The sequence below is a fragment of the Methanosarcina sp. 1.H.T.1A.1 genome, assembly GCF_000979295.1.
Taxonomy (GTDB): domain Archaea; phylum Halobacteriota; class Methanosarcinia; order Methanosarcinales; family Methanosarcinaceae; genus Methanosarcina.
Genome location: NZ_JJQY01000133.1, coordinates 23,688 through 35,911 on the forward strand (window position 1 = coordinate 23,688; position 12,224 = coordinate 35,911).

The window sequence follows — 12,224 nt, forward strand, 5'->3', positions numbered from 1 at the left end:
GAGATAGGAGTCCGTCTCGTGGGCTCGGAGATGTGTATAAGAGACAGGGATACAACAGCAATAATACTCTATCTTATACCGGCACGGTCTCATACCGGCCTACTAACATCCATTACGTGGACGAAACTTACTGCTACGAAAATGGAGCTCTGATCGTCGCCAGAGACGACAGGTCCATGATGAAACTTTCCCCGGGAATTGTGCTAGAAAATGGAACCGGCATCTCCTCCGTAAACCTTTCAGTACGGGCTGTGACCCTCGAAGGAAAACGCGGTGTAATGGCCAGCAACACCATAGAGGACATAAGGCTGACTTCCGAAGACTTCGGACCCGTCTATCCCCTTAATAATGCAAACGAAACTGTAAAAGCTAACGTCACATCCGTGAACCTTACAATCTACACAGAAAACACGGAAGCCTGGGAAAAGTATTTTGAAGATTTAGCCAGAGAGAGTACCCTCCAGAAAGGCACGGACTACGACCTCAGCACCGACCCCCACATGGTCACCTTTTCCCTCCCCCCAAAAAATAATAGAACTATCAATTTTAAAGCCTATAATGCCATGATAAAAATCGAATCCGGGATTTAATAAGTAATGAACATACGTAAAAATTTTCATTTAAAAAATGAAAATTATTATTTATATTTTTAGAATGTTTTTTGTAAACGTTATATATTGAAGATCCAATTTTATTTATCATTCGCTAGAAATTACTGAGAGAAGAAGTATTTGTGGATAAATATATAATTTAAGTAAACATGCAAAAAATTAATAAATAGTTTAGACAAGGAACTACTTAGGAGTATAAAAAGAACACTCACTTATTAACAAAATATATGCGCGATTTTAATTTTATTTGGATTTGAGTATTTTAACCCCGCCATTTGTTCTCTGCAAAAGAAGTTTAGAATACTGTTGCACCAGAAAAAGTGCCCCCGATGCTCAGGAAAGTGAATTTAAAACGGGCAGCTACGCAGGATTAAACTTTTTATTATCACAATCGAAGATCTGAGATCCCACGAAGAAACAAAAATAATCTTCATACATTCTGCGGCAGTCTGTAATTCTGAAAACAAAGACTTTCAGCCATCACAATGTAATGTTTCACAATAGTTCCTCAGATGCCGCGCCAAGTCATACTAGTTAACGGTCGTATTTTCCTGTATAACTTATTACATGCACCTTTAGAGGGCTCATTTCAACCTTATTACCTCCACTAAAGTTTCCACTCAATTTTTGAACCACATGAATAATAATTAGACATACAAAAACGATGCGAGAGAGTTGTTTTGTGAGAGATCTGCGGCAAGTAAGAGAGATTGACAAAATTTCAAAAATATGATGATGAGGCACAGAAGAAACTGGATTCAGAAAAAGGCAACAACTCAGAAAAAAGGAAAAGAAAATGCGCCCAAATGGGCACAATTTAGAAAGTTGTGTTTAAGTCCTCAATTCTTTATCACAAATCAGCTGGTTAGTCACTGAGTCAACGATCTTTACATTATAAAGAGAGTTTGGATTCATTGTATCATTAATGTATAGGCCCTCAACATCTCCAACGTTGAAGTAATCAGTTAAACCATTAGTATTCACATCAACTTCTGAACCGTTTACATCATAGAAACGGAGTTCTGCACTACCCCAACTAATAGAGTCTCCACCAAGGTGCTCAATGGTTATATTAGCGGGGATACTATTGGTATAATTAGTAAATTTTGCATTAATGTTCGCCTGCGGTGCTGATTTTGAAGGGCTCTGGCCAAAGACGGAAGAGCCGATTGCGGCAGCGAGGATGACGGTGATTGCAACCATCAGCACGACACCGATTACCGGGGACACTGCCCTATCGTTCCTAAATATTTTTTTGAGATCCATATGTTACTCCCTCCTGAATTTAAGACATCCAGACAGGACAGCCTGTCTGAATATTGACACTTAAATACACATATTTACAATTACTACTTTTTATAACTGCACTCAAAGATATTCTTCATTCGTATATAAATTTTTGCTGGGACTCTCTGATATTATTCAGTAATTATGTTACTTATTTTTTATAATAGTTACCCGGAGAACTCAGCGGGCGAAAAGAATAATTTTAAGACAGTCAGGTTAATATTCAATCACCAACATTATAGGAAGTTAGGCAAGAAATTTATAGAAGGTGATTTTTATCGTGGAGGGTAAAAAATACAGGGCACTTGGCCAGGACTGCCAGGCAGTTTCAGAGGTAATAGGGCAGGTGCTCATGGTAGCTGTAGTTGTGCTGGCTTTTTCTTCAATAGCTCTTACAGTGTTTTCAGATGATGGGGCAATGAATCCCCCGCATGTTCCTCGTACTGATTTGCAGGAGAGGATCAATACAAGTGCAGATACGGTGCAGATCTTTCACAGCGGAGGGGAAGCCATTGATCTTGAAGACATCAAGGTCATAATCAGCGTCAATGGAACGCAGGCTGAGTTCAATATGTCTGACCCCATTGTCGAAGTCTTTGACCACAAAGGCAACAGGCTGTCTTCTAAAGATGTTTTTACGCTCGGGGATTACATCGAAATCAACACCAGCAGTAAAATAGATCTCAAAAGTGGGGATGACATCGATCTCTACTTCGTGCACACGGAGTCCAGACAGGTGATTAAGAAGGCAATACTCTGAAGAGCGTTAGGGATTGTTAAAAATTTCTTGCTATTTTTAAGAGGTCATTTAAGAGACAAGTTAATATCCAATAAATAACAATGCATGAGACAGTGTAGAATTTTGTAGAGGGTGACTTTTATCGCGGAGGGGAATAAAAAGTGCAGGGGACTTACCCGGGACTGCCGGGCAGTCTCAGAGGTAATGGGGGCGGTGTTAATGATAGCTATTGTTGTGCTGGCTTTTTCTGCAGTCGCTCTTACAGTGTTTTCGGATGAGGGATCAATGGACCCCCCGCATACTCCACATACCAACCTACGGGAAAACATTAACACTTCAGAAGACACAGTGCAGATTTTCCATAACGGGGGCGAGGAAATTGACCTTAAATACATCAAGATAATACTCGAGGTTGACGGGGAACGGGCAGAATTCGATATGTCTGACTTTGAAGTCTTTGACCCAGAAAGAAACAACATCATCACTGATGGCGTCTTTGCACTCGGAGATTGCATCGTAATCGACCCCAGCAGTAAAATAAATATTGAACATGGAGATGTCGTTGATTTCTACTTTGTGCACACGGAGTCCAGCCAGGTTATTCAGAAAACAAAACTCTGGATAAAGGGTAAGGAGTTCCCTGAGTGGATAACTCCCCATACATTTCCTGGTGGAACAGCATACGATAGTTACACGGAAAAACCGCTGGATACGGAGTTAGTCGATAAAATCAACGGGAAATCCACAAGCAGTCATATACCAAAAGATAAACTGATGTACGAAAATTTTACTTTTGCCATAGATACAGAGGAGCTGGAAATTCCAGAAAGCACATTATTTACCAATATTACCCTGAAAATTGTCTGTACACGGCATGACAACAGTCGGATAACGATGAAACCAGAAATATATAATGGATCCCAGTGGACCCAATTGGCTCCCCCGATCTCCTTTGATGGTTCAAATAACTACGTGGAAGAAGATTATCCCATAACTGAATATGTGAAAACCACCACAGAACTAGAAAATCTTGAAGTCAGGATATTAGCTGATGGGCACGCGGGCGACAATGCTGATAAAACTTTCCATGTTGATTTTGTAGGGATCCACTTGGAGTATTAACTTATGAAGAAGGGCATTAAATCAGGGGTTTGAAGATATGACAGAAAAAATTTCAAAAAATTCACAGGCAAGCAAGCCCTTTTCTCTCCGTTCGGAATCTGCATCATCAACGGTTGTAGGGGCAGTTTTGCTGCTTGCGATCATTGTTAGCGTATTTTCGGTGGTCAGGATTGGTTATATCCCGGAATGGAAAAATGATGCGGAATATTCACACATGAATGATGTCTGGGAGGATATGGCAGACCTCAAATCAAAAATCGACTTGATGACCATAGCCCTGGCATCAGACTCAGATTCACCAAATACTGAAATTACTATGAGTGTACCTTTCCATATGGGAGGGGGAGATGTCCCGCTTATTGGCACCATAAAGTCCAGCGGGACTCTTTCAGTAAACAAGGATGAATGTGAAATAATTATAAATACAAACTCCGAAGGAAACTGGACCGAAAAAATCGACCCAATCACTTGTGGCGCTGTAAGCTACACTTCACAAAACAGGTATTATGTAGACCAGGACTTTACATACGAAGGAGGAGCTTTGATCCTTTCACAGGGGGAACGGTCTTCTATGATGCTTTACCCTTCGATGCGCTTCTCCAGACCGGCAAATGGATACGACGTTTCGATACACGTTGTGGAGATCGATAAATATAAGTTTGCACCCTCCGACACCATATCCTCAAATACAGGATGCTCTCTCCGCCTCACTGGCGAAGAGTTTGAGACCCTCTGTGACAGTGATAACGTGACTTCCTTCAATTTAACGGTTAATACTGATCATCCTGAAGCCTGGTATCTGTACCTTAAAGAAACAATGGAAGATGCAAAGATAAAAGATTATGATTATACCCTTCCACCACCAACAAATAACACTGTGATTTTAACCTTCCCCTCTGAATCAAGTAGTAAGGACCTGAACAGGCTCTATGTGAGTAAGACAATCGTAAAGGTAGAACCGGGAATAGGAATCTAAGCTGATATTGAACCAGGAAACAGGGGGAAAGGAAGAAATGTCTCGGAAAAGCCTATTAAAATCCGAATCCGCAGCCGCAATCGCAATTGCAGCTGTGCTGCTTTTAGGGCTTGCATTCACGGCAATTGCAGTGGTCAAACTAAACTATACTCCCGAATGGAAAATTGATGCGGAAAGAGACTATAGTTATGATTCATGGAGCAATATGGAGGACGTGAAAACCAGGGCAGATATGTTCACCCGGTTCATGAGTTCGGATATTAATTATCCATATGGTCTTTCCGCAACTGTTCCTTTCAGCATGGGAGGGGGAGATGTCCCGGTATTCGAACCCTCCAAATCTAACAGTAAGCTTGCAGTAAACACCGAAGATTGTACAATGAGTATAACTTTCGGCAATAATACCCGTGACCCAGTTCATTGTGGAGGCATTACCTATTATTCAGAAAACAGGCAATACCCCGATCAGGTTTTCAGGTACGAGAACGGGGCCCTTATCCTTGCACAGGGTGAGAATTCCCAGATGAAACACGATCCTTTATTCAATATAACTAAAGATATGGGCAATTATACAGTTACTTTTAACGCCATCAACCTTACAGGGGAACCTGAATCTGTCTCTTCCAGCACTCTCACCGCCCTGCGTCTTACAGGATGCTCAATAGGCCATATTATCAACAGTGACCCGGAAGCGGACGGAGTAATAGACTCTTTTAACCTGAGCATTTCCACCCACTATACGGATGCCTGGGCCACTTACTTCAACAATACGGCAAAAGATAAAGGACTTGTATACGGCACTGATTACACCATAGAATCCGTACCGCATGACTATGTATGTCTTTCTTTCCTTTCCACAGGCAATAAAAACTACAATATTCACGTCAATCAAACCGTACTCTGTGCGGAACTTGGAAGAAAAGGAGGAGAAGCCTTACCTGACGGAAGCGGAAATGTGATGAAACTGGGCACTTGGTACTACTTCGATACATTTTCAGGGACTTACAACGGAATGGTTTTATCTCCATCACCAGATCCTGCCCTTCTAATAGATTATGATCCCCTAGCATCGTTGCCAACAGGAGATTCACAAGGCGTACAAGTAACTCCCTATTACTCTAAAAATGAGTTTTCAAAATCAATAGATGAACAAAAGAATCTCCAGCTAACATTCGGATTTAATAATTATACAAAATTTGAATCCAGCCCCTCCAAAGCAACGATCCTAATGGTCTACAAGTATGATAAAGTGCAAAATGAACCCGAGATGGAATCTCAGGTGGGAGGAAAGTCTGTCACAACAAATAAAATACCCTGTGGTAACTGGATAGTATATAATAATACATACACATTTTCCATGTCGCCATCATCCCCTTCAAGTCTTACTTTCAATCTAGATGTCAAGGCATGGAATAATGAACAGGGAACTTTCCATATAGACTACCTTGCAGTGCGCTTAGACTGACGGAAAAGAAAAAGGCATATGGAGACTATACCCGCTTATACAGAAAAAGCGGAATCCAGATCCATATGCCAGAGAGATACACAATTCCTTACCCTGTCAGAAGAATCCATTCCGACGGCAGGACCGAAGACACTAAAGTATTGCTTGCAAGGGAAGTCCCTGTTAAACTTTTTCTGGACGGGAAACCATTTACGACCCTTTTTTCCTCTCCTTTTGAGCTAAAAGAGCTCGCAGTCGGGCACCTGATAACAGAGGGAGCTATCAGTTACGGGGAGATTGCGGGAATTGAGATGGAAGGTAATGAGGTCCATATCCTGACTCAAAAGGAAAGCCGAACCCCGCGAGATGAGGCAGCCAGGGCACAGATTTTCGTAGATTCGGATGCTGTTTTTGATCCAGAGGCCCTTTTTGCAGGCACAGATCATCTCGAATCTGAGACATACAAGCTAACCAGAGGAACTCATCTTGCAGCCCTTATAGACAGAAAAGGAAAGCTTGCAGCGCAGATTGTCGATATCGGAAGACACAACGCCGTGGACAAGGTGATCGGAACCGCATTCCTGAAGGGGCTTGACCTGTCACAGCTCTATATGCTCTCCACCGGCAGGCAGCCTGCCTACATGATTACAAAAGCCGCACGTGCAGGAATTCCCCTTGTTGCCACCAAAGCCATGCCCTTTGACTCCGGAGTCGAGGCTGCAAAAACAGCGAACATGTGCCTCGTGGGACAGCTAAGGCCGGAATCAATGCTGGTATTTGCAAATGAGTGGCGGGTCAAAGTTCACAAAATAAAGAGTTAAAAGAGTTAACCATTAAGAATTCACGCCAAACGAAGCTATAAGATAGTCCTCTTGAGCGCAGCGAAAAGGACAGCGTACTGTTGCACTTGCAGTGCAACTCCCAGGAAATCTCCGATTTCCTGCGATCCCGAAGCGCAATTCGGGTGGCGCAATTCGGGTGGCGCAACTCGGGTAGCGCAACTCGGGGGTTAGAGAGTACCCTTCGTGCTTTTTACCTCGTTGCCTTCGATTTTTACAGCCCGTTTCATGGCATAGGCAAAAGCCTTGAAGAGAGCCTCGATCTTGTGGTGGTCGTTATCTCCGTAGACACTGGCGTGTATGGTAATTTTCGCATTTGAGGCGAGGGTCTCGAAGAAGTGCCGCACCAGCTGGGTACTGAACTGCCCTACCTGCGGGGCAACAAAATCGGCTTTCAGGACAAGATAGCTGCGCCCGCCGACATCCAGGGCAACTTCGGCAAGAGCTTCATCCATTGGGATTCTGGCTTCCCCGAAACGGGCTATTCCTGCCATATCCCCGAGAGCTTCGGCAAGAGCCTTTCCAAGGACTATTCCCGTATCCTCAATGAGGTGATGCTCGTCCACATAAAGGTCGCCTTCGGCACGCACTTTAAGGTCAAACTCGGCATGCCTTGCAAAAGAAGTAAGCATATGATCAAAAAATCCAATCCCTGTACTGACATCTGCAATGCCATTACCATCAAGGTTAAGCTCAAGCTGGATATCGGTTTCCTTTGTCTTACGGGAGATTCTGCCGGTTCTCATACACCATCACATTCTTTTTTAAAATAATTAAATACTTTGTATGTAGCTGCTTACCTGTTCCTTGCTTATCCATGGTATTCGGTTTGCTCCGGAAAAAATAAGGAAATGGGCTGATGAATAAAGCCTCTTCATAGGTAAAAACAAGCAACCTGATCAGTCACCGAGGACAGACTTAATCGCATCCTCGAGAGTGAACCTGCCCATGTAAAGGGCACTGCCTACCACAACCCCTGCGGCTCCTGTCTTCTTCAGGACCTGAAGGTCTTCCAGAGAGCTTACCCCTCCGGATGCAATTACAGGGATGCTGACCGATTCTACAAGTTCCTTTGTCGGGAGGGGATTTACCCCCTGCATCAGGCCTTCGGAATCGATATTTGTAAAAAGAAGACTTCCAGCCCCAAGCTCTTCAAACTTCCTGCCCATTTCGACAGGAGTTTGCGCGCACTCCTCAGTCCAGCCTTTGATCGAGATTTTCCCGTTCTTTGCATCCAGCGCAACGTTTACACATGAGTTTCCAAAGGCACTGGAAAGCTGTTTTACAAGTTCAGGATTCTGGAGGGCGGCGGTTCCGAGAATTACCCTTGAAACCCCAAGCTCAAGAAGGGAAGCTGCATCTTCAAAGCTCCTGATGCCTCCTCCAACCTGAATACTCACGCCTTTCTCCCTGCATATCCGGACTATCTTTTCGATAATGGGAGCGTTTTTTCGTTCCCCTTCTATTGCGCCGTCAAGGTCTACCAGATGAAGGGTCTTTGCCCCTTTTCCGACCCAGTCAAGAGCAACTGCGAGAGGATCCTCAAGGGATACGAGCTCACTGCCAGGCACACCCTGCACCAGCTGAACGCACTTTCCTCCTCTCATATCCACTGCAGGAATCACTTCAAAAGCCATAGAAAACCACATCTCCGGCATATCTGCAAGAAAACCATCTTCTGTTTCGGTTATTTTTATGTCTTTAATTTTTCCAGGTAATTTTCCTTTCAGGGCATGATCCTTTCGATGGGGACGACAAGTATATCCCTTGCACCGACCTTCCTGAGCTTGTTTACCAGGGTAAAGATCAGGTCTGCGTCCACAACTGAATGAACAGCAAGGAACGATTCTGCAGAAGATTTGCTGGACTCAACCTTCATGACTGTTGGACCCGACATTCCCGGAAGAACCTCTTTTACTGCTTGAAGGGAAGCTTCGGGAACGTTCATCATCAAATATCGCTTATTCTTTGCATTGAGCACACTTTCGAGTGCAGTTTTTATATCCAGGATTTTGTCCTTTTCCCTGAGGCTTTTTTTGTTAGCGATCAGATGAACAGTTGAAGAAAAGACTGTGTCGATAGCTTTCAGGTGGTTTATCAGGAGAGTTGTCCCTGAGCTTGAAATGTCTACAATGGCGTCCGCAATTCCCACATGAGGAGTCATTTCGCAGGCCCCGCTGACCTTTATAACTTCAACGTTAACTCCAAGGTTTTTGAAGTACTGGCGCGTGATCTCCGGAAACTCGGTCGCCACTTTTTTGCCTTCAAGATCCTGTGCTTTCTGGAAAGTGGAGTCCTCAGGGACCGCCAGAACAAGGCTTGCTCTCCCGAATTTAAGGTCCAGAAGAGCCTCAACATCTGCCCCTCTTTCCGTAATCAGGTCCATTCCGGTAATACCTACATCTGCAGCTCCGTCCTGTACATACTCAGGTATATCAGCAGCCCTGGCAAAGAGAATATGAATATCAGGGTCCGTAGTTTTTGCAAAGAGTATTCGGCTTTCGGCTCCTCCGCTAATGGGAAGCCCTGCATCTTTAAAAAGAGACATTGTGGGTTCGTGAAGGCGCCCTTTATTGGGTATTGCAATGCGAATCATCTGCTCTGTCCTCTAATAAGTGATCTAAATGATCTAAGTAATCTGCCGGGAAGCTTACCCCGGGTATGCTCATTCCGTATAAAACATTTATTCAGAATACTCTTGTATAATATAGACTTCACGGTGAGGCTCAATGTAAATCTTTTTTCCAGAAACCCTGTGATAAGGATAATTCGGGTCACATTGAGAGAAATTTTTACACAAAGGAAATAGACTAATTTTGTGATGTTAAAGCTGAAAGACAGCCTATATAAAGCGAATATTACTACTGGTAATGAATACATGGGAACTATTATATAGCCGTAGTAATTTAATAGAAACAGACTATCGAGTCATATAAATAATATTATAAATGTTGTAATTACATTAGTATTTAATTTGAAAATTACCATTAAGGAAGTAGATTGCTCAAGCCAACAGACTAAAGATTAATAAAGCGATAATATTGACATTTAGTAATAAAAGTATCCATCATTTTGAAAAAAGAGGATCCAAATGGCCCGAAATATAAAAGTAGAAGAGCTTTTGCAAACCCCGATCGAAAAGCAGCGGATAGAGCTTGTAGAACGCAAAGGAATAGGGCACCCTGACAGCATATCGGACGGACTTGCCGAAGCCGTAAGCCGAGCGCTATGCAGGGAATACATAACCAAATGTGGAACTGTACTCCACCACAACACTGATGAAACCCAGATTGTAGCCGGAAGATCCAGCCCGAGATTCGGAGGCGGAGAGGTACTTCAGCCCATATATATGCTCCTTGTGGGCAGAGCCACTAAAGAGTTCGAAGGCACCGAGCTTGCCACCGAGTCCGTAGCCCTCCAGGCTGCTCGCAAGTACCTGAAAAATACCCTGGTGAACATGGATCTTGAGAGAGACGTGATCATGGACTGCAAACTCGGGACAGGGTCTTCAGACCTCAGAGATGTCTTCAAGAGAGACAGGGTACCGGTTGCAAATGATACCTCTTTCGGAGTTGGGCATGCCCCATTTTCTGAACTTGAAAATATTGTCTACAATACAGAGAGGCAGCTCCTTACCGATCTGAAGTCCCGCATGCCTGCAATAGGAGAAGACATGAAGGTTATGGGGCTCAGGGATGGGGAAGATATAACCCTTACTATATGCAGCGGCATGATAGGGAGGTATATTGACGATCTGGACAGCTACATAAGCATGACTGAAGAAATGAAGACCTATGTGGAAGAGCTTGCAACACACTATACTGAGCGGGACGTGAAGGTCCAGATTAACACAGGCGATAACCTGAAAACGAGCTGTATCTTCCTTACAGTCACCGGAACCTCAGCTGAAATGGGAGATGATGGTTCTGTAGGGCGCGGAAACCGCTGCAATGGGTTGATCACACCTAACAGGCCTATGAGTATGGAGGCAACCAGTGGAAAGAACCCGATTAACCATATCGGAAAAATCTACAACCTCCTCTCGACACAGATGGCCCGGGATATAGTAAAACAGGTTCCTGACGTACATGACGTCAATATAAGGCTGCTCTCCCAGATCGGAAAGCCCATTGACCAGCCGCTTGTGGCAAGCGCTCAGATCATTCCAAAAGAAGGCACCTCCTTTGCAACGGTCAAATCGGAAGCTGAAGTTGTAATTGACGACTGGCTTTCCAATGTGACAAAAATCACAGAAATGGTTATCAAGGGAGAACTGAACACCTTCTAATAAAACCAAACATATCTGAGGCAAAAAATATCGAGGGGGACCTTCGGGTTCTTTTCACATCTTTTTTACTGTACCTGTCTTAACAGTCAATCCATCAACAGTCAATCCATTAAGAGTCCGCGATCTTAAAATGGGATTTTTAAACAGGACTTGCCGTGCAGATAGGATTTTTCAGGAGTATTTCAACCTTTCAGGTATTTTGCCGAACTCAAGTATTTTAAGAATCCTCAACTGGTAAGACTATATTTTCAGCCATCTGAGGCAGTTTTTTAATATTCTCAGGGAGCCTCCGAAAAATAAAAATATTTTAATTCAAGGAAATTTTTATATAACCTTAACAATTAGTTTGAACTTCTCCTCGCCCCCAAAGCGGAAAATAGTATAACTGCCTTCAATTTCCCAGGTGCCTGGTTTTACAGCCTCGTATTCCCATTCATGAACCCCTGGAACAGTCTTTGTATCCGGGACATCTGGAGTAAACTGTTCCCGGAGCAGTCTGAGCCCCTCCTCAGCTTCCATCTTCCATACAGTTTCGGCAACAGGGTTATCCTTACTGTACAGGTGCTCTCCGGGTTGATCCCTGAGTTTTACCACAAAAGTGTCTCCAAGGTTGATGCTGACCGTATCAAAACTATTGGCGTTCGTAAAGATTTGGGTGACCATATTCCCTACCCCTTCCATATTGTGAAATCTGTTCATTTTCTTACTGTAATTATGCTTTATGTTCGCTGTAATATACAAAAGTATTTTTGATAAATATGAAAAATGATATAAATGTCAGCAATTATCACCTGCACCAGCGAAAAACATAAATACCATCACCATATATGGAGATGGTGCACTGAGGCAGTGTAGCACCTGTCTCTTATACACATCTGACGCTGCCGACGAATAGAGAGGTGTAGATCTCGGTGGTCG

General features: G+C 43.5%; 11 protein-coding genes. 6 read left to right on the forward strand and 5 right to left on the reverse strand.

All coding sequences use genetic code 11. From position 1 onward, the window contains the following. Positions 1–1,442 precede the first annotated feature (1,442 nt). Positions 1,443–1,877, reverse strand: coding sequence for a type IV pilin (locus EO95_RS13305; RefSeq protein ID WP_048135360.1), 435 nt, complete (start codon positions 1,875–1,877; stop codon positions 1,443–1,445). 301 nt (positions 1,878–2,178) lie between these two features. On the opposite strand from EO95_RS13305, the gene EO95_RS13310 reads away from it, so the two are divergent. The 5 genes from EO95_RS13310 to fdhD all read left to right on the forward strand — a co-directional run bounded on the left by EO95_RS13310 (position 2,179) and on the right by fdhD (position 7,000). Then, positions 2,179–2,658 carry a type IV pilin N-terminal domain-containing protein gene (locus tag EO95_RS13310; RefSeq protein WP_048135383.1) on the forward strand — a complete coding sequence of 160 codons (480 nt, stop codon included), beginning with the start codon at positions 2,179–2,181 and terminating at the stop codon, positions 2,656–2,658. Between the two features lie 111 nt (positions 2,659–2,769). Continuing rightward, positions 2,770–3,759 (forward strand): type IV pilin N-terminal domain-containing protein, encoded by a 990-nt coding sequence (locus tag EO95_RS13315; protein WP_268767910.1) that lies wholly within the window; start codon positions 2,770–2,772, stop codon positions 3,757–3,759. 37 nt (positions 3,760–3,796) lie between these two features. Beyond that, positions 3,797–4,735, forward strand: coding sequence for a hypothetical protein (locus EO95_RS13320; RefSeq protein WP_048135362.1), 939 nt, complete (start codon positions 3,797–3,799; stop codon positions 4,733–4,735). Between the two features lie 37 nt (positions 4,736–4,772). Then, a complete protein-coding gene (locus EO95_RS13325) occupies positions 4,773–6,200 on the forward strand; it encodes a hypothetical protein (RefSeq protein WP_156164064.1) in 1,428 nt (475 codons plus the stop codon). 65 nt (positions 6,201–6,265) lie between these two features. After that, entirely contained in the window at positions 6,266–7,000 is a 735-nt protein-coding gene (fdhD, locus tag EO95_RS13330; RefSeq protein WP_048135364.1) for a formate dehydrogenase accessory sulfurtransferase FdhD, read from the forward strand. A gap of 188 nt (positions 7,001–7,188) precedes the next feature. On the opposite strand, the gene hisB is transcribed toward fdhD, so the two are convergent. The 3 genes from hisB to hisG form a co-directional block, all read right to left on the reverse strand. Beyond that, on the reverse strand, positions 7,189–7,764 hold the full coding sequence (hisB, locus tag EO95_RS13335) for an imidazoleglycerol-phosphate dehydratase HisB (RefSeq protein ID WP_048135366.1): 576 nt from the start codon (positions 7,762–7,764) through the stop codon (positions 7,189–7,191). Between the two features lie 153 nt (positions 7,765–7,917). Beyond that, positions 7,918–8,655: a 1-(5-phosphoribosyl)-5-[(5-phosphoribosylamino)methylideneamino]imidazole-4-carboxamide isomerase gene (gene hisA / locus EO95_RS13340; RefSeq protein WP_048135367.1), complete on the reverse strand. Its 738-nt coding sequence runs from the start codon at positions 8,653–8,655 to the stop codon at positions 7,918–7,920. An 89-nt stretch (positions 8,656–8,744) separates the two neighbouring features. Then, on the reverse strand, positions 8,745–9,614 hold the full coding sequence (gene hisG, locus EO95_RS13345; protein ID WP_048135369.1) for an ATP phosphoribosyltransferase: 870 nt from the start codon (positions 9,612–9,614) through the stop codon (positions 8,745–8,747). A 495-nt stretch (positions 9,615–10,109) separates the two neighbouring features. Here hisG and EO95_RS13350 point away from each other — a divergent pair, with 495 nt between their 5' ends. Next, positions 10,110–11,306, forward strand: coding sequence for a methionine adenosyltransferase (locus tag EO95_RS13350; RefSeq protein WP_048135371.1), 1,197 nt, complete (start codon positions 10,110–10,112; stop codon positions 11,304–11,306). Positions 11,307–11,630: 324 nt separating this feature from the next. On the opposite strand, the gene EO95_RS13355 is transcribed toward EO95_RS13350, so the two are convergent. Beyond that, positions 11,631–11,969 carry a protease inhibitor I42 family protein gene (locus EO95_RS13355; protein WP_048135373.1) on the reverse strand — a complete coding sequence of 113 codons (339 nt, stop codon included), beginning with the start codon at positions 11,967–11,969 and terminating at the stop codon, positions 11,631–11,633. Positions 11,970–12,224: the final 255 nt, after the last annotated feature.

Coding starts and splice junctions, on each gene's coding strand:
- hisG (WP_048135369.1), bottom strand. CDS start 9,614: ATGATTCGCATTGCAATACCCAATAAAGGGCGCCTTCACGAACCCACA.
- EO95_RS13355 (WP_048135373.1), bottom strand. CDS start 11,969: ATGGTCACCCAAATCTTTACGAACGCCAATAGTTTTGATACGGTCAGC.
- EO95_RS13325 (WP_156164064.1), top strand. CDS start 4,773: ATGTCTCGGAAAAGCCTATTAAAATCCGAATCCGCAGCCGCAATCGCA.
- EO95_RS13305 (WP_048135360.1), bottom strand. CDS start 1,877: ATGGATCTCAAAAAAATATTTAGGAACGATAGGGCAGTGTCCCCGGTA.
- EO95_RS13350 (WP_048135371.1), top strand. CDS start 10,110: ATGGCCCGAAATATAAAAGTAGAAGAGCTTTTGCAAACCCCGATCGAA.
- hisB (WP_048135366.1), bottom strand. CDS start 7,764: ATGAGAACCGGCAGAATCTCCCGTAAGACAAAGGAAACCGATATCCAG.
- fdhD (WP_048135364.1), top strand. CDS start 6,266: ATGCCAGAGAGATACACAATTCCTTACCCTGTCAGAAGAATCCATTCC.
- hisA (WP_048135367.1), bottom strand. CDS start 8,655: ATGGCTTTTGAAGTGATTCCTGCAGTGGATATGAGAGGAGGAAAGTGC.
- EO95_RS13320 (WP_048135362.1), top strand. CDS start 3,797: ATGACAGAAAAAATTTCAAAAAATTCACAGGCAAGCAAGCCCTTTTCT.